The sequence below is a fragment of the Lacibacter cauensis genome, from assembly GCF_007830055.1.
In the GTDB taxonomy this organism is placed as follows: Bacteria; Bacteroidota; Bacteroidia; order Chitinophagales; family Chitinophagaceae; genus Lacibacter; species Lacibacter cauensis.
In genome coordinates, this window is record NZ_VLLE01000005.1 from 128,565 (window position 1) to 150,338 (window position 21,774).

Annotated in this window: 20 protein-coding genes; 12 read left to right on the forward strand and 8 right to left on the reverse strand. The window is 42.7% G+C overall.

The genetic code is table 11. From position 1 onward, the window contains the following. Positions 1 to 2,865 carry an aminomethyl-transferring glycine dehydrogenase gene (gcvP, locus tag IQ13_RS14225; RefSeq protein ID WP_144887059.1) on the reverse strand — a complete coding sequence of 955 codons (2,865 nt, stop codon included), beginning with the start codon at positions 2,863 to 2,865 and terminating at the stop codon, positions 1 to 3. 276 nt (positions 2,866 to 3,141) lie between these two features. Here gcvP and IQ13_RS14230 point away from each other — a divergent pair, with 276 nt between their 5' ends. Together IQ13_RS14230 and IQ13_RS14235 are read left to right on the forward strand one after the other, a co-directional pair. Then, the gene (locus tag IQ13_RS14230; RefSeq protein WP_144887060.1) at positions 3,142 to 3,624 is read left to right on the forward strand and encodes a YkgJ family cysteine cluster protein; all 483 of its coding nucleotides are present in this window, start codon (positions 3,142 to 3,144) and stop codon (positions 3,622 to 3,624) included. An 85-nt stretch (positions 3,625 to 3,709) separates the two neighbouring features. Further along, positions 3,710 to 4,147, forward strand: coding sequence for a hypothetical protein (locus tag IQ13_RS14235; RefSeq protein WP_144887061.1), 438 nt, complete (start codon positions 3,710 to 3,712; stop codon positions 4,145 to 4,147). 327 nt (positions 4,148 to 4,474) lie between these two features. On the opposite strand, the gene IQ13_RS14240 is transcribed toward IQ13_RS14235, so the two are convergent. Then, positions 4,475 to 5,008: a thioredoxin family protein gene (locus IQ13_RS14240; protein WP_158637403.1), complete on the reverse strand. Its 534-nt coding sequence runs from the start codon at positions 5,006 to 5,008 to the stop codon at positions 4,475 to 4,477. A gap of 38 nt (positions 5,009 to 5,046) precedes the next feature. Here IQ13_RS14240 and IQ13_RS14245 point away from each other — a divergent pair, with 38 nt between their 5' ends. After that, the gene (locus IQ13_RS14245) at positions 5,047 to 5,613 is read left to right on the forward strand and encodes a UbiX family flavin prenyltransferase (protein ID WP_144887063.1); all 567 of its coding nucleotides are present in this window, start codon (positions 5,047 to 5,049) and stop codon (positions 5,611 to 5,613) included. A gap of 18 nt (positions 5,614 to 5,631) precedes the next feature. Here IQ13_RS14245 and IQ13_RS14250 read toward each other — a convergent pair whose 3' ends face one another. From IQ13_RS14250 to folK, 5 genes are all read right to left on the reverse strand, one after another. Further along, positions 5,632 to 5,916, reverse strand: a complete 285-nt coding sequence (locus IQ13_RS14250) for a hypothetical protein (protein WP_144887064.1) — start codon at positions 5,914 to 5,916, stop codon at positions 5,632 to 5,634. Positions 5,917 to 5,922: 6 nt separating this feature from the next. Continuing rightward, positions 5,923 to 6,819, reverse strand: coding sequence for an MBL fold metallo-hydrolase (locus IQ13_RS14255; RefSeq protein ID WP_144887065.1), 897 nt, complete (start codon positions 6,817 to 6,819; stop codon positions 5,923 to 5,925). Between the two features lie 91 nt (positions 6,820 to 6,910). Continuing rightward, complete coding sequence (locus IQ13_RS14260; RefSeq protein ID WP_144887066.1) at positions 6,911 to 8,146, reverse strand: MFS transporter; 1,236 nt, start codon at positions 8,144 to 8,146, stop codon at positions 6,911 to 6,913. Beyond that, complete coding sequence (locus IQ13_RS14265; protein WP_144887067.1) at positions 8,143 to 8,775, reverse strand: deoxynucleoside kinase; 633 nt, start codon at positions 8,773 to 8,775, stop codon at positions 8,143 to 8,145. The genes IQ13_RS14260 and IQ13_RS14265 overlap by 4 nt, the downstream gene beginning before the upstream one ends. 126 nt (positions 8,776 to 8,901) lie before the next feature. Beyond that, entirely contained in the window at positions 8,902 to 9,393 is a 492-nt protein-coding gene (gene folK, locus IQ13_RS14270; RefSeq protein ID WP_144887068.1) for a 2-amino-4-hydroxy-6-hydroxymethyldihydropteridine diphosphokinase, read from the reverse strand. 62 nt (positions 9,394 to 9,455) lie between these two features. Here folK and IQ13_RS14275 point away from each other — a divergent pair, with 62 nt between their 5' ends. Next, positions 9,456 to 10,562, forward strand: coding sequence for an ABC transporter permease (locus IQ13_RS14275; protein ID WP_144887069.1), 1,107 nt, complete (start codon positions 9,456 to 9,458; stop codon positions 10,560 to 10,562). A 108-nt stretch (positions 10,563 to 10,670) separates the two neighbouring features. Then, positions 10,671 to 11,237 (forward strand): SRPBCC family protein, encoded by a 567-nt coding sequence (locus IQ13_RS14280; RefSeq protein WP_144887070.1) that lies wholly within the window; start codon positions 10,671 to 10,673, stop codon positions 11,235 to 11,237. Here the strand turns inward: IQ13_RS14280 and IQ13_RS14285 are convergent. Then, positions 11,221 to 12,423 (reverse strand): anhydro-N-acetylmuramic acid kinase, encoded by a 1,203-nt coding sequence (locus tag IQ13_RS14285; protein ID WP_144887071.1) that lies wholly within the window; start codon positions 12,421 to 12,423, stop codon positions 11,221 to 11,223. The genes IQ13_RS14280 and IQ13_RS14285 overlap by 17 nt on opposite strands. Positions 12,424 to 12,581: 158 nt before the next feature. On the opposite strand from IQ13_RS14285, the gene IQ13_RS14290 reads away from it, so the two are divergent. The 7 genes from IQ13_RS14290 to IQ13_RS14320 all read left to right on the forward strand — a co-directional run bounded on the left by IQ13_RS14290 (position 12,582) and on the right by IQ13_RS14320 (position 21,723). Continuing rightward, a complete protein-coding gene (locus tag IQ13_RS14290) occupies positions 12,582 to 13,328 on the forward strand; it encodes a DeoR/GlpR family DNA-binding transcription regulator (RefSeq protein WP_144887072.1) in 747 nt (248 codons plus the stop codon). Positions 13,329 to 13,361: 33 nt separating this feature from the next. Then, complete coding sequence (locus tag IQ13_RS14295; RefSeq protein ID WP_199758276.1) at positions 13,362 to 16,394, forward strand: SusC/RagA family TonB-linked outer membrane protein; 3,033 nt, start codon at positions 13,362 to 13,364, stop codon at positions 16,392 to 16,394. 19 nt (positions 16,395 to 16,413) lie between these two features. Next, complete coding sequence (locus IQ13_RS14300; protein WP_144887073.1) at positions 16,414 to 17,742, forward strand: RagB/SusD family nutrient uptake outer membrane protein; 1,329 nt, start codon at positions 16,414 to 16,416, stop codon at positions 17,740 to 17,742. Positions 17,743 to 17,871: 129 nt separating this feature from the next. Then, a complete protein-coding gene (locus IQ13_RS14305) occupies positions 17,872 to 18,432 on the forward strand; it encodes an RNA polymerase sigma factor (protein WP_242009558.1) in 561 nt (186 codons plus the stop codon). Beyond that, positions 18,422 to 19,840 (forward strand): hypothetical protein, encoded by a 1,419-nt coding sequence (locus tag IQ13_RS14310; protein ID WP_144887074.1) that lies wholly within the window; start codon positions 18,422 to 18,424, stop codon positions 19,838 to 19,840. The genes IQ13_RS14305 and IQ13_RS14310 overlap by 11 nt, the downstream gene beginning before the upstream one ends. 61 nt (positions 19,841 to 19,901) lie before the next feature. Then, entirely contained in the window at positions 19,902 to 21,149 is a 1,248-nt protein-coding gene (locus IQ13_RS14315; protein ID WP_144887075.1) for an LVIVD repeat-containing protein, read from the forward strand. Between the two features lie 4 nt (positions 21,150 to 21,153). Continuing rightward, positions 21,154 to 21,723 carry a hypothetical protein gene (locus tag IQ13_RS14320; protein WP_144887076.1) on the forward strand — a complete coding sequence of 190 codons (570 nt, stop codon included), beginning with the start codon at positions 21,154 to 21,156 and terminating at the stop codon, positions 21,721 to 21,723. The last annotated feature ends 51 nt before the right edge of the window (positions 21,724 to 21,774 follow it).

Below are 21,774 nucleotides of genomic sequence, written 5' to 3' on the forward strand. Positions count from 1 at the left end.
TTATGCTTCTGTTTCCATGTAACTGCTTACAGGTTCGCAGGTGCAGATCAAATTCCTGTCGCCGTAAGTATTGTTGATGCGGCTTACACTTGGCCAGAACTTATTCAGCGTTACATAGTACAGCGGATAAGCTGCCTGTTGTCTGCTGTAAGGACGGTTCCATTCGTCTGCAGTAACAACCTGTTGCGTATGCGGCGCATGCTTCAACGGATTGTTTGCTTTATCTGCATTGCCTTCTTCAATGGCACGGATTTCCTGGCGGATGCTCAGCAATGCATCGCAGAAACGATCGAGCTCTGCTTTGTCTTCGCTTTCTGTTGGCTCAATCATAATGGTGCCCGGTACAGGGAAACTCATGGTAGGAGCGTGGAAGCCATAATCCATCAAACGCTTCGCTACATCTTCTGCTTCAATACCTGCAGTATTTTTAAATGGACGCAGATCAACAATAAACTCATGTGCACAAGTGCCATTTGATCCGTTATACAGAATGTCGAAATCTTTTTCCAACCTCGTTCTCATGTAATTAGCGTTAAGGATTGCGTATTCTGTTGCACGTTTTACACCATCGGCACCAAGTAAACGGATATAAGCATAGCTGATGAGCAGGATCGATGCAGAACCGTAAGGTGCAGCACTAACAGCTCCTTTTGTGTTATTGTTGATGTGTCCGGGCAGGTATGGTGCAAGATGTGCTTTCACACAAATAGGTCCCATGCCGGGGCCACCGCCACCATGCGGAATCGCAAATGTTTTATGCAAGTTCAGGTGACAAACATCGGCACCAATTAAACCGGGCGATGTTAAACCAACCTGTGCATTCATGTTGGCACCATCCATGTATACTTGTCCGCCATGTTCGTGTACAATAGCGCAAATCTCTTTTACAGTTTCTTCAAACACACCATAGGTGCTGGGGTAAGTAATCATTACACCTGCAAGGTTGGCGCTGTGTTGTTCTGCTTTTGCTTTAAAGTCGGCCACATCAATGTAACCGTTCTCCAATGCTTTTACCACAACCACTTTCATACCCGCCATTACCGCACTTGCAGGGTTGGTACCGTGTGCAGAAATAGGAATAAGCATAATGTTGCGGTTTGCATTGCCGTTGGCTAAATGATAATCACGAATAGCGAGCAAACCAGCGTACTCACCTTGCGCACCGCTGTTGGGCTGCAAACTGGTTGCATCAAAACCAGTAATCTCTGCTAAGTATTGTGATAATTCGTCAACGATCTGCTGATAACCTTTTGTTTGATCGGCTGCAGCAAACGGATGCATTTTGCTCCAGTGTGCCCAGCTCAAAGGCATCATTTGTGTTGCTGCATTCAGTTTCATGGTACAGCTGCCCAAAGAAATCATTGACGTGTTCAACGAAAGATCTTTGTTTTCCAGCTGCTTGATGTAACGCATCATCTGGCTTTCGCTGTTATGCGTATTAAAGTTGGGATGCGTGAGGTAAGCACTTGTTCTGGTAAGTGCAGCAGGAATATGATTCAGCTGTACCTCTTCTTCAACAGCAAAATGAACAGGGTCTACATCGTTTACAAAACAGTTGATGAGATCGTACAGATCTTCGAGATTGGTTGTTTCGTCAACCGAAATACCTATTGTCGTTGCATTAATATAGCGCAGGTTAATTTCCTGTTTTTCTGCTTTTGTTTTTATAGCTGCAAGGTCGTTTACTTTCACAGCAATGGTATCGAAGAACGAATTGCTGAGTAATTCAAAACCTCTTTCTGTTAATGCATCGCCTACAACCTGCGCAAGCACGGCTACACGTGTAGCAATATTTTTTAATCCCTGCGGACCATGATAAACCGCATACATCGCCGCCATGTTGGCGAGTAATGCCTGTGCAGTACAAATGTTTGAGGTTGCTTTTTCACGTTTGATGTGTTGCTCACGTGTTTGCAATGCCATACGCAATGCACGGTTGTTTTGTGCATCGATGCTTACACCAATGATACGGCCGGGAATAGAACGTTTAAATTCGTCTTTACAGGTAAAGAACGCAGCATGCGGTCCGCCATAACCAAGCGGTACACCAAAACGTTGTGCCGAACCAAAAGCAACATCAGCACCCAGTTCGCCGGGCGATGTTAACAAGGTTAACGCCAGCAGATCGGTAGCCATGGCTACGAAACCGCCAACACTTTGTACTTGATGTATAAATGCACGGTAATCTTCAACCGAACCAATATTGTTAGGGTACTGCACCAATGCACCGAAATAAGTATTGTCGATGCTTGCAGTTTTATAATTGCCAAACACCAATTCAATGTCCAGCGGTGTGCCACGTGTAATCAATACGTCTTTGGTTTGTGGAAATACCTGCTCATCTACAAAAAACTTCGGCGCATTGATAACGTCGGTTTTATTTACATGATGGAAAAGCATGTTCATGGCTTCTGCAGCAGCGGTTGCTTCATCCAGCAAAGAAGCATTGGCTATAGGTAAACCGGTGAGATCGCTCACCATGGTTTGGAAGTTGAGTAAGCTTTCCAAACGGCCTTGCGAAATTTCGGCCTGGTATGGTGTGTATTGTGTGTACCAACCCGGGTTTTCAAAGATGTTACGCAGAATCACCGAAGGCGTAATGGTATCGTAATAACCCTGACCAATATAGTTTTTGAATAATTTATTGTTCAGCGAAATGTCTTTCAGATGCTTCAACAAATCCGCCTCGCTCATGGCATCGGGCAGGTTCAGTTTTTCATTGTTACGGATTGCTGCCGGTACGGTTTTGTCAATCAGCTCATCCAGGCTGTTTACCCCGATGGTTTTTAACAGGCTCGCTTCCGATCCTGTGGTTCCAATGTGCCTGCGGGAGAATTCGTTTTGTTGCGCTTCAAAAAGGTTCATGTGAGTCTTTCGTTTATACAAATCTGTGATGTGAAAAGAAGCTTTTACAGCTTGTCTTTTGGTTTTCTCATGCAGAAAATAAAAGATGCGCAAAGTTACGGGCAGAAACAATTCAAATAAACGCATGTTAGCTGTGTGGGGATAGTCTGTGAAAACGGTTGCGCCGTAAAAAAGGGTTTGTGCCGTTGTATTTTTTCAAAAGGTTCAACAAAAGATACGCAACTGCATTTACCTGCGGCAGAAGGGAAAAGCTTCCAGCTTTCATACATTTGCAGCATGGCCGACGATATTTTACACAACTGGGAAAAAAAAGCTGCCGAGCATCAGAAGGAATATGGCCGTTTCCTGAAACGTGCCGATAAAAACAAAGTGCTGAAACAACTGCCCGACCTGCACGAAGAAGCTTTTGAGAAAGTTGATTGTCTGCAATGTGCCAATTGCTGTAAAAATTATTCACCCCGGTTTAAAACGCCCGATATCAAACGCATCAGCAAACACCTGCGCATGAAAGAAAGTGCTTTTATTGATGCTTATTTACGTCTTGATGAAGAAGGCGATTACGTGGTAAATACAAAGCCTTGTCCTTTTCTTGGTGCAGATAATTACTGCAGTATTTATGAAGAGCGGCCATCAGACTGTGAACGTTTCCCGTACACCGATGAAGATGTGATTTTAAAACGGCCACATCTTACGTTAAAGAACAGCACGTTTTGTCCGGCTACTTATTACGTGCTGGAGAAACTGCTTGCCGTAAAGTAAACTTTGGTTTGAGCAATTTAATTTCTACTTTCAGTACATAAAAATGGCAGCGATGCTGCTGCATTCAATACTTTAAAAACGTTGTATGAACCACGCTAAACAGGCTGTCGCTTTTGTTCTGCTGCTGCTGATTACTGCAGGTTGCACAAGAGGCTTTTATTATTTCGATGGGAAAAAGGCCACGCCCGTAAAGATTGTCGACTTGGGTGAAATGTATTCAACCTACAATCTAACAGAAAGCGATCAGGCAGAAGTAAAGCGACAGCTCAACGATAAAGCATTGCTGAGCGAAATTATCCGTTACAGTAAAGAAAACCAGTGGCCCGATGCGGTGAATACATTGGATGAGCGTTTGGAAAACCGCTCGGTAATGATGAAGTATAATTATTACAAAGTGGCAAGCTTCGGCAACAAAACCATTGTAGCTGTACCGCAGGATAAAAATAAACACATGCCGGCTGCCTACATTCCGCAGAATCCGATGTACATCATTTTTGCAAGCAGGGTGGTTTCCTCCAAATAATGGTTGAACTTCTTTTTAAAAGGGCCGGTAGCGGCCTTTTTTTATGCAAAAAAAATCCCCGCCTGGACAGGAGGGGAGACGGTTAATCAGTTACCATTAACCATTAAACCTTATCATCACACAAATAGACTAAGTTTTTATTTTTTGAGTTGCATGGATTTGTCATATTTCAGACACAGAGGTGGCGAAAAGCATGTATCAGTACTTTACGGGCAAAAAAAAACCTCTTCCGGTAGGAAGAGGCGCTAATCAGTTACCATTAACCATTAAACCTTATCATCGATGGCAAAATAGCCATTTTTTTTTAATTATTGTTGAAACGTTAAATTATTTCCACGTGCTTTTAAAGCCACGGGCATAATCATCAAAGCTTTGCACCCCGAATTTTTTCTCGGCAAAGTATTTTACAAGCATCTCCATTTCTTTTACTTCCAACATGCCTGAAATAGGCTGTGGTGCTTCGTTTTCACCCGGAATAATTACAGTTGTTGGATATGCCAGTTCGCCATTAGTGAGCATCAGGGCTATTTCATTGGTTTTATAAGACGGGTTGAACTTATATGTTTTGCCTTTCCATTGAACATCTGCTTTTGTTTCGGCATTTAGTTTAACCAGGTAGAAATTGCTGTTGAGATATTCAATTAATTGTTTATTGCTATATGTTTTTTTATCCATCACCTTGCACCAGCCGCACCAATCGGTATACAGGTCAATCAACACCGGGCGTGGAGCGGTTTTCAACTTTTGTTCTGCTTCTTCCATACTTATCCATTGCAGCTTTTCTTTAGGCGGATGATAGAGAAATGAACTGATGGAAATAAACAGAACGGTCAGGCTAAAATAAAAAGACAACTTTTGCATGCTATTTTTGTTAATCTTATTCATTTAAACGTTGATACGTGCATAAAATTGTTGTTTCAGTTACCGGTGCCAGTGGTTCTATCTATGCGAAACTCCTGTTGGAGAAACTTGCTGCAGTTAAAGAGCAGTGGACAGAAGTGGCTTTGGTAATGACGGAAAATGCAAAAGAGGTTTGGCGCACCGAACTGCAGGATGAGTCGTACAAACACCTTCCGTTTCGAATTTATTCTACAATGGATTTTCATGCACCATTTGCTTCCGGCTCGGGACAGTTTAATACCATGATTATTATTCCCTGCAGTATGGGTACATTGGGACGTATTGCAACCGGTGTTTCCAATGATTTAATTACCCGTGCAGCTGATGTAGTGTTGAAGGAAAGAAGAAAACTGATTTGTGTGGTGCGTGATACACCGTATAACCTGATTCATATCCGCAATATGGAAACAGTTACACTGGCGGGTGGTATTATTTGCCCGGCTACACCCAGTTTTTACAGCGTACCAAAAACCATTGAAGAAGTAGCAGCTACCGTTGTTGATCGTGTGTTGGATCTTGCAGGAATTAATGTGAAAACATTTCGTTGGGGAAATGAGGAGAAATGAGTGATGAATGATGAGTGATCAGTCTCCACCATCGCCGCCGCCATCACTACCTCCGTCGCCATCACTTCCTGCATCTCCATCGTTGTTATTATCATCATCAGCATCATTTTCATCGTCGTGATCCTGTTCATGATGATCGCCGCTGCTGGCCGGATCTGAATAAGCATTACTCATATAGGTTCCGCCATCACCACTATAATTCCTGTTATTCGATTCGCTGCTTTGAAATGGAGTATCCCTGTTTCTGCGATAGCTGAGAAACGCAATGGTTAAAACGATAGCTAGAATAATGCCGATCCACATGTGTATTTATTTTGCAGTCAGTTCATCGTACACAGCTACCAGCGAACGTTGAATGCCTTCGCCCACCCATTCAGTTACGCCGGGTATCGCTTTATTTTTAAGGAAGTCTTCTTTGCTTGTTCCTGCTTTTACTTCTTTTTCACCAAAGGCCATCAATTTTTCAAAGTAGTGCTGCATGGCTTTAATGTCGTCCATCTTGCCGTATACTTCAAAACCTTCCGATGCATGACCGTACACAAACGTTGTTTTCTTGCTGAAATGTTTGGTTGTTTTTTCAAGCACTGCAATCCAGTTTTTAATGGAAGCACCGGCTGTACGATCGATATACGGATAGCGGCGGTTGTTGATGAGGTCGCCCATGTGCACAATATCTGCATGTTCAAAATGGATCAATGCATCGCCATCGGTATGTGCAGCACCAAAGTAGTGCAGCGTAATTTTTTCGCTACCAACTTTCTGGCTCCAGGTAGTACCAAAGGTTTGATCGGGGTATAACTGTTTGTCTTCGCTTTTGCTTTGCTGTGCTACACGTTCCTGGTTGGCTTTTGAATTTTCATGCGCCAGCACATGTTCTACGATTCCTTTAAATGAAATATTACCGCTGCTATGATCGCCGTGGTGATGCGTATTGATGAGCAGCTTAAACGGTTTTTCTGAACGGGTTTTTAATTCGTCGATGAGGTGTTTGCTCTGATCGGGGAACTGCGTATCAACCACCACAATTCCTTCTTTGCTCAAGTAAAACAAAATAGTACCACCACGTTCGGTAAACACACCAATCTCATCGGTCAACATTTTTATTTTCCATGCAGGTTGCTGAAACAGTTGTGCCAACAAATTTTGCTGTACAGCTAAAGCTCCAAATGTAAGTGCGGATGTTTGCAGGAAATGTTTACGGTTCATACAGTTTCGTTTGTACTTGTAAAATAAACAATTGACTGTTTTGTTTACAAGTCCTTCCTGAATCTGCTGATAATTTGGATGAATGGTAAAATTAATATTCCAGCTTGCGCAGACTGGGTGCCTTGAACCAGGTAATGGTAACAACAAGTAATGTCATGCAGCCGCCAAAAATAACCGAAGGTACTGTGCCTAAGAGCGAGGCAGCTGTGCCACTTTCAAACTGTCCGAGTTCGTTGCTGCTGTTAATGAAGATGGAGCTTACACTGCTTACACGTCCACGCATTTCATCGGGTACAAAAAGTTGTAACACTGTACCTCGAATGATCACACTTACACCATCGAACAAACCACTTACAAACAACGCTGCAAAACTCAGCCAGAAATTCTGCGATAAGGCAAATGCAAGAATGCAAAGTCCAAAGCCTCCCACAACGTAAAAGAGTTTTTGTCCCTGTTTATTTTTCATCGGTTTCCATGTCAATGCAGCAATTGCAATAAAATTGCCGAGATAAGTTGCTGCTGTTAACCAACCCAAACCTTCGGGACCAATATGTAGAATGTCTTTTGCAAAAACAGGAAGCAATGCCGTTACGCCACCAAACAAAACAGCAAACATATCCAGCGTCATCGAACCCAGTAATGCTTTTTCTGTAAGAATAAAATGGATGCCTTCTTTTACACTTTCCCAGGTACGTGTATTGCCCGGTTTAAGCAATACCGGTTTTTGTTTTACGTTCTGCATACAAAACACCGCAATCAATACCAATGATGATACAACGGTGAATGCTACTGTTACATTCGTATAACCCATGAGCAAACCTGCTGCACCGGGACCAATTACTGCAGCCAGCAGCCATGCCATGCTGTTAATCGAAGTTGCTCTCACCAACTGTGTTGGAAAAACCAACTGCGAAAGAAAAGCACTGAAGGCAGGACTGCTGAATGCACGTACAGCGCCTGTGGCTGCTACCAATGCATAAATACTCCATTGCACAACTGTTGCAGAAGTAGAGCTGATAAAATAATCGGAAGTAACCAGCAACATGCCCAGCATAATAAACAGGTACAACAACATACAAATGCTGATAAGCCGTTGTTTATTGCTGCGATCGATTTTTACACCGGCAGGTAATGCTAATAAAATAGCCGGAATTACTTCTGATAAACCCAATACACCCAACGATAATTTACTGCCGGTTACTTCGTACAGTTTCCAGCCAAGTAATACCGGCGTCATGCGTAAACCTGCCAGAAAAATTAAACGGGCTGTAACATACCATGCAAACTCATTATTCAATAAAAAGGGTTGCTTCTTATGTTCACTCATGGTAATGTAATATAGTGTTGACCTTGCTCGTACTCTTTATCCAATGCATCGATAATTACCTGTAAGTGTTTTTCATTGCCGAGGAAGTCGGCATTACTGGCATCAACAAACAAGGTTTTAATGTTGTGCTGTTTGATGTATTGCGTATAGGTTTCCTGTATGCTGAACAGGTATTCATCGGCAATCTGCTGCTCGTAACTGCGGTTGCGTTTACGGATGTTTTGCTGCAGACGGGATACCGGCGAATGTAAATAAATCAACAGTTCCGGTTGTACCAGCTGCTGGTGAATGATATCGAAGAGGTTTTGATACAGCCTGAACTCATCTGCAGGCAAATTCACTTTCGCAAACAACAGGCATTTGGTAAACAGGTAATCCGAAATAGTAATGGAGTTAAAAAGATCCTGTGTGTGCAGTAATTCTTTTAGTTGTTTATAACGCTCGGCCATAAAAAACAGCTCCAGCGGAAACGCAAACTGCTGCGGATTTTCGTAAAACTTTGGCAGAAAAGGATTGTCGGCAAACTCTTCCAGTATCAGTCGTGCATTATAATGTTTGCTCAGTAAATGTGCCAGCGTTGTTTTGCCTGCACCAATATTCCCCTCGATTGTAACAAAATTGTACTTCATCCGGCGGCAAATTAAAACATGCTGCGAATTTGAAAGCTGAACTTATTCAGTTTGTGGAAAAGTACCCGTTTAAAAGCCTGACCACTGTTTGACTCAAATAGATTTACGATGATGGAGCGGCCTGACTTAATTCAGCTTCTTTACCGGCAACAGATCGGCACATTCTTTTAATAAGGTGCCAATGGTTTTCCTGTATACCGGGTGAAGTTTACGTTCTCCCAGTTCGGCCAAAGGAATCAATACAAAACGCCTGTCTTGTATAGCTGGGTGGGGCAGGGTTACTTTCGGTGAGTGGTAGACGAGGTTATCGTAAAATAAAATATCGAGGTCGATGGTGCGTGGTCCATATTTTTCGGTGCGGATGCGACCCAGCTCCAGTTCTATGTTCAAGAGCTCCTGCATTAATTCATCGGGCGAAAGTTGTGTATGAATTACGATTACCTGGTTGAGAAAAGAAGCCTGTTTGGTATTGCCCCAGGCTGCTGTTTCGTACACGGATGATGATGCTTTTACAGGGCTGCCACAGCGAAGCTGTATTGCTTTGGTTGCTTTCTTCAGGTACTGTTTTCGTTGCCCTTGGTTGCTGCCCAGTAAAATGTACGACACATGATAAGCCATGCTGTAAAAATAGGGCAGTAAAAAGTTTTCAGCACAACTGCATAAACAAATAGCTTTGCGACATGAGTACTAACTACAGCCAGTGGAAAGCGATGCTGGCTATTTCCAAAGCAAGCTTCCGGGCAATTTTCCGCAGTCCATCTGCAGTTATATTCAGTTTTGCCTTTCCGCTCATATTTATACTGGTGTTTGGTTTTATTGGCGGCGGCAGTCCAACTGTTCGTATCGGGTTTACCAAAACAACCGATACCACCCAACGCAATGCTGTTTACCAGCAATTGTCGAAATACAAAACCATCCGTATTGTTGAAAAGAGTGAAGAGGAACTGAAGAACGATCTGTCGAAAGGACGAATTACTGCACTCATTGATATGCAGCCGAATAAAACAGATACGTTTCCGTTGTACAACATCAGCATCCAGACATCTACAGCAAGTGTAGACCGGTTGGCCATTCTTCAGTCGACTTTAAAAGATATCATCGTTAACATCGATCGCAGGGCTGCACCCGATGCTCCTACCTATGCAAAAATTGAACTGCCTCCACCAATGCCCGGCAGAGTGTATAAAACCATCGATTTTATTTTGCCCGGCCAGTTGGGATTCTCTTTATTAAGTGCCGGTGTGTTTGGTGTAGCTTTTTTGTTTTTTAATCTGCGTCAACAATTGGTGTTGAAACGCTTTTTTGCAACACCTATTAAGCGTGGCTATATTTTGTTTGGCGAAGGCATCAGCCGTGTATTGTTCCAGCTCATTACAGCTGTTGTCATTCTGCTCATCGGCCGTTTTGTATTTGGATTTACATTGGTGCATGGTGCTGTTACGTTTATTGAATTGCTGTTGCTGAGTTTGGTTGGGTTGATTGTATTCATGGGCTTTGGGTTTATTGTTAGTGGCTTGGCAAAAAACGAAAGCACCATACCGCCGTTTGCCAATATGTTCACATTGCCACAGTTTTTATTGGCAGGCACCTTCTTTTCCATTGATACGTTTCCGAAATGGTTACAACCCATTTGTCGTATACTTCCATTAACGCACTTAAACGATGCCATGCGTAATATTGCGTTTGAGGGCAGTCATTTAATTGATTGCGGAAAACAGTTAGGTATACTCGGTATTTGGGGTGTTGTGTTGTATGCTGTTGCCATTAAAGTTTTTAAATGGGAATGATGTAAGATGTCTGATTTATGATGTCTGATGTAGGAGGTAAGAAGTAAGAAGTAAGATGTAAGGGGACGTCAACTATGAACTATAAACCATGAACTATCAACTTTTTCTATGCGTTTAATAAAAATGTTTTTGTTTGTATTGGTGGGGCTGTTTGCAGTTATCACCATCATTGGTTTGCTGATACCTTCGAGTGTAAAAATATCGAGAGGGATTATTGTTAATATGGACAGCAGCAATGTGTACAAAGAGTTGAGCGATGTAAAAGGCTGGAATCAGTGGCTGCCATGGATTACTGCCGATAGTGGCGCCATTGTGCAAACCTCTGCTGTAACCAATGCTCCCGGTGCTTATTTCAAATGGAAAGGAGTAAAGCTTAAAAGTGAAGGTAAACTCACCGTACAATCCATTAAGCCCGATGAAATTATTGTACTGCATGAAATAAAAGATATGAATACATCCGAAGGCGGCTTTCGTATCAGGAGCATCAGCAGCAATACAACAGAAGTGCTTTGGTATATGGAATACAAATTGAAATGGTATCCATGGGAGCGTTTCTTTGGCATCTTCATCGATCGGCTGATTGGCTCTGCATTTGAACAGGGGCTCGAAAAATTCCGCAGCTACACCGAACAGAAATACAGCAGCTCAACTGCAGTAGTTACCAGGGAAAACTGATCTTGCCCATTGTAACAGACGGAATGCCTTTTAATGTTTTTCCAAATTCAATAGTACCGCCTGTAATACATTCATTGGCGAGTATGGCAAACAATACAGCTTCTTTTGCATCGGGGTTAATGCCCAACTCACTTGTTAATTTGATGGGTACACCCGGCAACAAAATTTTTATACGATCCATCAATAACGGATTGTGCATACCACCACCACTTGCATACAGTACAAAGTTGCTGTTGCCCTGCATGGTTTTTTGTACAGCTTCTGCAATGGTTTCAGCTGAAAATAAATTGAGGGTGGTCATAGCATCGGCAGCGCTGATGGTTTCAATGCCTGCTTTTTGTTTAGCAGCTTCGAGGTAAGTAAGATTAAATAATTCTGGGCCTGTTGTTTTTGGAAAATCCTGTTCAAAAAACGGATGATCTTTCAACGCTTTCAATAAAGCTTCCTGTACTGTTCCTTGTCGTGCAAGAGCAGCATCATCATCAAAATATTTTCCGGGTATTTCCTGTTGAACCAAGGCATCCATCATAGTATTGCCGGGTCCGGTATCGGTACTGAAGATTTTATTCGCATCCATCGAACCGGGCAAAAAGGTAAAGTTGGCAATACCGCCCATGTTCAGCATAATGCGGTCTTCGCCTTTCTTCGTAAAAATAAAATAATCACCGTACACGGCGAGTGGTGCGCCTTCGCCACCTGCCGCAATATGTTTTTGCCTGAAATCGCTGATTGTAATAATGCCGGTATCAACCGCCATATGATCGCCATCGCCGATTTGCAACGTTGCATTGCTGAATTTTTCTTGCTGGTGCAATGCTTTTGGTGCATGGTAAATGGTTTGGCCATGGCTGGCAATCAAATCAACTTCTTCTTTTGCAATCCCCTGTTTGGTTAAGAAGGTATTGATCATGGCTGCCTGTTGTTGTGCAACCCATGGATTGAGCAGGCATAATTTTTCAAGATCAACTTCTTTTTTAGAGAACACCGATTTGATCTCGGCTTTAAAATCTGCATCGTAAGCAATGGTTTCAAATGCAAGCAGCTCAATATTGGTCTCGTGCCCTTCGCCGGTAATACGGCAATAAGCAATGTCTAAACCATCAACCGAAGTGCCGCTCATTAAACCAATAATATGGCGTTGCTTTTTTTGCGCAATAGCTGTAAGAGCCTGCATATTCCTGTTCATGCATTAAATATAGTAAATGCCCGAATTTGCGACGTATCTGAATTTTAAATGCAGATTTATGCCGTTCGTGCAGAAAAAAGCTGCATTTTTTTGCGGGATTTTTTAAACTTTAGTATTTTTCAGTTGTATTTTATAAACGATTAACAGCCAAAACCAGCATGCTTAAGCAGGAACGACAAGCCTTTATTGTGCACCAGGTAAACTTGCACAACCGTGTACTATCCTCCGATTTAAGTACACAAATGAATGTATCGGAAGATACCATTCGTCGTGATTTACAGGAGCTGGCCGATAAAGGAAAAATCATCAAAGTACATGGTGGTGCTCTTTCACGTTCTTTCAGCAGCTCCATCAATTCTTCCAGTGTATATAATATTGACGCCAAGAAATCCATCGCACAAAAAGCAGCATCCTTAATTAAAGACGGCATGTTTGTGATGAGCACAGGCGGCACCACAATTATTGAAATGGCAAAAGCCTTGCCCGATAATCTGCATGCTACATTTATAACAGGAAGCTTACCGGCAGCATTAGAGTATGTACACCACCCAACGATTGAAGTAATTTTTATTGGCGATAAACTTTCAAAAAGTTCGCAGATAACTATTGGCGCCGATGCTATTTTAAAAATCAGGCAGTTTAAAGTTGATCTCTGTTTTCTGGGTATTAATGCGCTTGATGTAAAGCATGGCTTAACTGATAACGATTATGATGTGGTGCAGGTAAAAAAAGCAATGATTGAATCGGCCGACAACGTGATTGCCCTGTCCATTTCAGAAAAGATCAACACTTCGCAAAGCATACAGGTTTGCAAAGTAAATGAACTGGATACGCTCATAACCGAATTATCGCCCGACGATAAAATTTTTCAACCATATAAAAACGCCGGATTAACTATTCTGTAAAGTTGAAAACCTTCACAAACAAAAAACTGAAAAATGAAAAAAAGTAATGAGAAAAAAACAAGCAGGTGGATACATCTGTTTTTGTGGCCGGCCATGTTACTGCTGTGTTCGGTTGCAACCGCACAGGTAACTATTTCGGGTAAAGTAACCAGTGCAGGAAACGCAGCTGCAGGCAATGTATCGGTTGTTGTGCGTAACAGCAATGCAGGTACATCAACCGATGCAAGTGGCGCTTACAGCTTTTCGGCAAATCTGAAACCCGGTAAGTATGTACTGGAATTTTCGGGAGTAGGGTTTAAAACAACAACCTCCAGCTTAACCGTTGAAAGTGGAAAAAACAGTTACACGGTTAATGCCGAACTGAGTGATGATGTGTTGGGCTTGGATGAAGTGGTTATAACAGGTACAGGTGTTGCTACAAAGAAAAAGCAATTGGGTAATGCTATTTCAACGGTGTCGGGCAGAGAGTTGACAAGAGGTGGTGCAACCTCCATTGATATGGGACTGCAGGGCAAGGTTGCAGGTGCACAGGTTACACAAAACAGTGGCAACCCTGCAGGTGGTATTACTGTTCGCTTACGTGGACCAAGCACCATCGTAGGTTCATCAGATCCGTTATATATTGTTGATGGTGTAATTGTCAATAACGATTCACGCCAATTGATTGACCTGGGTGGTTATGCGCAAAACAGGTTGGTTGATCTCAACCCTGCCGATATTGACCGTATTGAAATTATTAAAGGTGCAGCAGCTGCCGCCATTTATGGTTCAAGAGCAAACAATGGTGTGGTGCAGATCTTTACCAAAAAAGGCCGTGAAGGTAAACCGCAGTTTAGTTTTTCTACACAACTGCGCAGCAGTACGCTCCGCAAAAAAATGGAGTACAACAAAGTGCCTTTCCGTTTTGCAAACTTTACAGCAAGTGATCTTACAACAGTGCCTGTACAGCGTTACGATTTTCAGGATAAGATTTTCCAGAATGCAATCGGTACAGAAAATGTTTTATCTGTTTCGGGAGGTACTGCCAATACGAAATATTATGCATCTGTATCTAACCTGTTTAACGAAGGTATTGTGCGTAACACCAATTTTATGCGCAATGGTTTTCGTTTAAACCTGCAGCAAAAGCTGAACAAGAGCATGACGCTTAATTTTAACACAGCGTACACTTACAGCAACAGTAAAGAAATTCCAAACGGTGGTATCAATGAAGCCTATGGTGCATTAACCGGGTTTATTTTCGGAAACAACTATGTTAATCCCGATAAGGATCCGGCAACAGGTATTTATCCATCGGTAAATGCAAGTGGTATTGTTGCTCGTACGAATCCGTTAGAAGCAATTGAACGTTTCGACTTTCGTCAGCGCACAAGCCGCATTGTATCAAGTGCGCAATTAACGTATAAGCCAATTGCGGGTTTAAATATTGAGTTTACTTCCGGTATTGATAATTACACACAAACCGCAACAGCTTATATTCCTCCACGTAACACAACGCCGTCTTACAACGGAGGGTTTATCCGCCGTGCAGATGCAACGGTTATACAGTTGAACAACGATCTTACTGCAACTTATCAAAAAGAAATTGCCAGCGAGTTACAGTCAACAACATCGTTGGGCGGAACGTTGCAATACGATAAAACTTTTACCTTTTCTGCTAATGCAACACAGTTAGGTGCATTCGGACAAACCATCAACAACGGTACGATTGCAGCCGGAGAGTTTAGAGGCGAGCGTGTAATTATGGGGGCCTTTCTGCAACAGACATTCGGCTATAAGAACAGGTATTTTGTAACAGGTGCAGCACGTGTAGATGCATCATCTGTTTACGGTATTGATAACCGCTGGCAGTTCTTCCCTAAAGTGAGTGGTACTTACATTGTTTCGAATGAAAAATTTTGGGGCGATCATCTTTCGAAGGCTGTCAGCAGTTTAAAGCTGCGTGCAGCGTATGGACAAAGCGGTAACTTAACTGCAATTGGTCAGTACGATCGGTTTACCAATTTCTCACCGGTTGTGTATGGTGGACAGGCCGGATACATTGCACCATCTACCTTGGGCAACTTTACTGTTAAACCCGAACGCCAAACAGAAGTTGAGCTTGGTTTTGATCTTGGCTTACTGAACGATGCCATCAGTGTTGAATTCAGCTACTTTAATAAAGATGTAAAAGATTTGATTCTTAACCGTACACTTGCACCAACAACCGGTTACAACAATCGTTTTGTAAACATTGGTACTATGACGAACAAAGGATTTGAATTCCTCGTTCGTGCAGCCATTCTTAATAATGACAAGTTGCGTTGGGTTTCAACATTATCTTATCTCAATAACAAGAACGTTGTTAACGGTGTGGAAGGTAATGGCGTATTGCCATTTGCAGGAGGCTTTGGCCAGGTTGCAGCTGTTAACGGTTATCCGTTGGGTGCCTACTACAGTACATTCTTTGCACGCAATACTGATGGCAGTTTATTACTCGATCTGAATGGTTTGCCGCAACGTGAAAGAGGTATTCAACTGGCAAACGGCAAGTATACTGTGCAGCGTGGTTCAAATGGCCAGCCAACAGGAACCTTGCTGAGCAAAGTAATCGGTCAACCCAATCCTAAACATGTGATCTCTAAAATTGATGAGCTCGATTTCGGCAAATTCAATTTCCGTATGCAGTGGGATGCGATGCTGGGATATGATGTGTTCAACTTTACCAAGCGTGTGGGCGACAGAGATTTTTACGGCGGATTGAAAGGGTACGAAAATGAATTGTTGGGCAAAGTGCCGAAAGGTACAAGTGCAGCGCTCTTCAGCATTTTCGAAAACTGGATTGAAGATGGTTCATTTGTAAAACTTCGTGAGTTGTCGTTATCGTATAACATGAAGCCGAAGTTTTTAAAAGGTAATACGATGCGTTTAAGTGTTGTAGGACGTAACCTGCTTTCATTTGATAAATACAGCGGATGGGATCCGGAGGTAAATGCAGCGGGCCAGGATAATGCGGTTCGTGGATTTGATTTTGTGGAAGTGCCAATTCCAAGAATGATCCTGTTTGGTGTAAACGTTAATTTCTAATTGAAAAAATTACTATACAATGAAAAAGCTTTTTAAACAGTCCATCTTCCTGCTTGCACTCGCTGTGTTTTCGGGATGTAAAATGGATATCGTAAACCCCAACGGACCTACGGATGCGCAGGTGGTTTCAACACGTGAGGGGTTGATTACTTACAGTATTGGTATGAAGCAGAATTATGCAGCATCTGCATTTGAAGCGCTTGCAATTACAACAGGTGGCACCACACGTGAAGTAAAAGGCATTGCCACGTTTACCAACGTACTTGAAATTGAAGCGGGTGGTTCTGCATTACCAACATTTAACGGAAACGTGTTGGGCGTTTGGTTACGCATGAACCGGGTAATGGGTATGGCCGATGATATTATTGCCAGTGCGCCCACTGTACTTGCTACTGATAACGCCATGCGTTCGGGTGTTGTTGCACACGCTCATTTGTTTAAGGCAATGGCGATCGGCGGGTTAGCTACCGCATTTGAGCAGGTGCCTACGCAAACCAATAAAGCTGGTGGCGTAACATTTGTACCCCGTCAACAAGGCTTATTAAAAGCAATCGAATTGCTTGAGCAGGCAGCGGCTTTACTTGCAGCGAACGCACCTTCAACAGAGTTTAATACACGTGTGCTGGGTGCAAATTTCAATCTGTTGAATTGTATCAACGCATACCTTGCGAGATATAATATGATGGCAGGCCGTTATGCCCAGGCAATAGCTGCCGCTAATCTTGTTCCATTAAGTTCTGCATCGCAGTTCAATTACGATGGGGCGCAAACAGTTAATCCTCTTTTTAATCAACTGCGTGTTGTAAACAGTTTTTCTCCACGTGATAATTTCGGATTACCTGCAGGTATGTTTGATGCGGCAGATGGTCGTTTGGCATTTTATTTCCAGGGTTCGCCCGTAACAAGTGGCAGTGATGTGTTGCGCACCATCCGTGGATTTGCGCAAACCAACAGCAGCCCTATTCCGGTTTATTTGCCCGATGAAATGCGTTTGATCAAAGCAGAAGCCATCCTTCGTTCAGGCGGATTGGTGACAGATGCTTTGGCTGAAATTAATGCAGTTCGTCAGCAATCGAGCGGCGATGTGTTTGGTGTGCATGCGAATTTGCCTGCCTATTCCGGCTCAATTCTCGTACCCGACCTTTTGCTCGAAGTGTATAAGCAACGTTGTGCAGAATTATACCTAAGTGGTTTGCGTTTGGAAGACAGTCGCCGCTTCGGACGTACCGCTCCTCCAAACAATGTAAACCCAGTGCCAACAAGTTTCGAGCGCAACAGAAATTTCTATCCTTATCCCGATCAGGAGCGGTTAAATAATCCAAATACACCAGCCGATCCGGCGATATAAGTCTTTTTTTCAGTAGTTATGTTTTAAGTGTTCAAGCCCCGTTTTCTAACGGGGCTTCTTTTTTAAAGAAAATTTAAACGGCAAGCAACGGTTGAGCGTATAGCTTTGTCAACCCATTACAAAACCGGAATGATCGATCAGCGTCAACTCATAAAAGAATGTTTGCGTGGCAACAGCGTGGCGCAAAAGCAACTCTACGATGCTTTTGCTGAAACCATGCTGGGTATCTGTTTCCGTTACACCAAATCGCTGGCCGATGCGGAAGACGTATTGCAGGAGGGATTCATTAAAGTGTTCCGCAATTTGCACAGTTACCGCAACGAAGGTGAGTTGGGCGGATGGATACGGATGATTATGGTGAACACTGCTTTGAATTATCTCAAAAAGAAAAAAGAGTATCAGTACGATATGTCTTTCCTGAGCGAGCCGTTGCATCCTGTGAGTAATGAGAACCCGGAGATTATTCTGCGCAATAAACAGCTGGCCGAATTGATACGGCAATTACCTACCGGTTATCAAACCATTTTTAACCTGCATGCGGTAGAAGGATTTACACATGTGGAAATAGGGAAGATGCTTGGTATTTCGGAAGGTACCAGTCGCAGCCAGTACATGCGTGCACGCAACCTGTTGATCACCTGGATTGAAAAATATAATGCCGAACCCCAAAAGAAATTGTATGGAGGATAACCGCTTTGAACAAAAAGTTGCAGAGGAGCTGAGCAGCTTTAAGCTGAAGCCATCCGATGCCGTATGGCAACAGGTGAATGCGCAATTGCAGGAAGACAGGAAGCGACGCAGATGGATCATCATTTTCCTCTTCGCCGGACTGTTGCTGGGCGGAGCAGGATTGCTTTATGTAACAGCAGATAAAAATGAACAGGCATCAACGGCATTACATCAACCAACAAATACAACTACACCTGCAACAGCAGCGAATAAAACAACACAAGCAGACAATCGCAATACCTCAACAGCAAACGAACAGCAAACAGATAAACGCACAGCAACAGAACCAACAACAACTATTGCTGCAACAACAACTGATGAACCGGTATTGAATGTGCAACAACCAGTAGTAACAGTTTCGTTGTCGAAGAAAAAGAAAGTGGTAACAGCAGCGAATCCTGTAATAACTATACCTGTTATGCAAAATAAACAGCAGGATAAATTTATTACATCGCAAGAAGATAAAACTGTTATGGCTGCATTAAAGCAGGAAGAAAATAGTGTTGTTGATACAACTGTAGTATCCGAACCCCAAACGGAAGTAATAGCTACAAATGTTGCAGTAAAAGACAGTGTAGGAAAAGAAGCAACAGATTCTGCTTTTGTTACAACTACAGTTTTGCCTGCCGACAGTACTGCCAAATCTAAAAACAAATGGCGTTTGGGCTTGCAGGTAAATGCAGGCATCGCACAAATAAGAGATAATGTATTTCCCGGCGGTATGTCTGCAGTTGCAGATGCTTCGCCGCTGTTGGGAAACAACGGCGGTTCCGGTGGTCCTACTCGTATTACGGTCAATCAGTTTGCCATTAAACCTTCGCTGCAATTTGGTATGGGCATAGTTGCACGTAAAACGGTATTTAAAAAACATGTATTTGTTACAGGCTTGCAGTACCAGTACAGCAGTTATAAAGTAGAACAGTCGCAGCGTGTGGATAGTTTTTATCAAACAACCAATAGCTTCTCAACAGTAATGCTTACCAATAGCGATGCTGTATTTAAAACACACAGTATTGCGGTGCCGTTGGATCTTGAATGGAAAATTGCTTCAACTGCAAAAGGCATGTTCCGTTTGGGAACAGGTTTGCAACAGTGGTTCGCTTTGTCTTCAACAAAAACAGGAACAGTTGCAAACTCTTTCCGTTATTCCGGTACAACTATGGGTAGCACAGCAGGAGGAACTACTACTGCAAAAGCAACTACATGGCAACCGGTATTACAGCTGACACCTGCATACGAGTGGAATGTGCAAAAGCAAACTTCACAACTGGGTTTATATTTTAATTACGGCTTACGGCCAGTGTACAAAACTTCATCGAGCGATTACTGGTGGCAAACAGGTGTGCGTTACCGCATTTATTTTAAATAATTAAAAAGCAGTGCAACGGTTTGTATTGCGCTAATGTCAACCTGCTAAACAAACTACTGCTATGACCAGGATTAAACCTTATGCATTGTTGCTGCTGCCTGTTTTGTTCCTGAGCAGTTGCCTCAAAGACAAGTGTACACAAACCTACAGCATCTTGAGCCCGGTGTACAAAACCAAACAGGAAGTATACGCCGGTATTAAAAGTATGCCGGCAAAGGCAATTGCCAATCCCGGAAAAATAACGCTCTTTGGTTCGTACATTTTTCTCAACGAAATCAACAAAGGCATTCATGTAATTGATAACAGCAACCCATCGGCTCCGAAAAATCTTTCGTTTATCGAAATGCCGGGCAATGTTGACTTGGCGGTAAAAGGAAATCGCTTGTATGCCGATTTGTATGGCGATTTAATTACGCTTGATATCAGTAATCCGCAGCAGATAGGTTTGGTAAAAGTTTCATCCAATGTATTTCCGCACAGAACTTATGCCAATGGTTTTGTAGCCGATACCAATCGGTTGATTGTTGATTGGAACAGGAAGGATACAGTTGTTGAAATACTTTGTACGAATACCACCGGTTTTCCTTGGTTTACCCGAACTGATGCGATGCTGTTTTCCTCTTTTTCTCCTGTAGCAACGAACGCAGCAACAACCGGCATCAACGGATCGATGGCTCGTTTTGCATTAAAGAACGATTATCTCTATACTGTTTCCAACAGCGATCTGAAAGTATTTGGTTTGCAAAATCCCGATGCGCCGCAACAGCTGCAAACGGTGTCTGTAGGCTGGGGTATTGAAACTATTTATCCGTTCAAAGAGCAACTGTTTATTGGTTCCAATACCGGTATGTTTATCTACAGCATACAAAATCCGGCAGTGCCAACGAAGACAGGTTCTTTTGCACATGCCTTGGCTTGTGATCCTGTAATTGCAGATGATACACATGCGTATGTAACCTTGCGCAGCGGTACAGCCTGCCGTGCAACCATTAACCAGTTAGATGTAATTGATATTAATAATTTACAAGCACCGTTCTTAATTAAATCGTATGCACTAACCAATCCGCATGGTTTATCGAAAGAGGGTAACCTGTTATTTGTTTGCGATGGGAAAGATGGTTTGAAAATTTATGATGCAACTACTCCTTCAAACCTGAAATTGATCAAGCAGTTTACCGGCTTTGAAGCGTATGATGTAATTGCCTGGAACAACAATGCATTGGTGGTTACCAAAACAGCCCTGCTGCAGTTCGATTACAGCAATGCCAACAATATTCAGCAACGTAGCAGTATTGCTATTCAAAAATAAACACATGAAATCTCTTTTGTGTATACTGTTCTTGCTGCCGTTGTTTGGTTTAACACAAGTACAACCACAGCCGGAAAAAGTAAAGCCATTCAAATTTGAAACCATTGTACAAACCGGTTTACTGGCAGGTGGCAGTGCCGAAGCATTTACATTACAAACAGTAAACGGTTTCCGTCATCAGAAATGGTTTGCAGGTATCGGCACCGGGATGGATTTTTATATGCAGCGGAGTATTCCGTTGTTTGCTGATGTGCGGTACGATTTTTCAACAAAGCGGAAAACGTTTTTTCTGTACAGCGATGCAGGGATCAATTTCGCCTGGACGAAAAATAGAGAGCAGCAGAACATTATTGATCAGTCGCCGGGTTTGTTTACCGATGCAGGTATCGGCTTAAAAATAAACACAAAGAAACAGGATGCATTTGTCATCAGCGCAGGTTATTCGCATAAACAATTAAAAGAAACACAAAAAGGTTTCAGCTGGTGGGGATGGCCTGTTGAATCACCAGAAACTTATTACCGCTACAATTATAAATTCAACCGCATCGCCGTAAAACTTGGCTTTGTATTTTAACCATTGCTTTATCATCTCCCGACTATATAACCGGGATGCACCTATAGACAA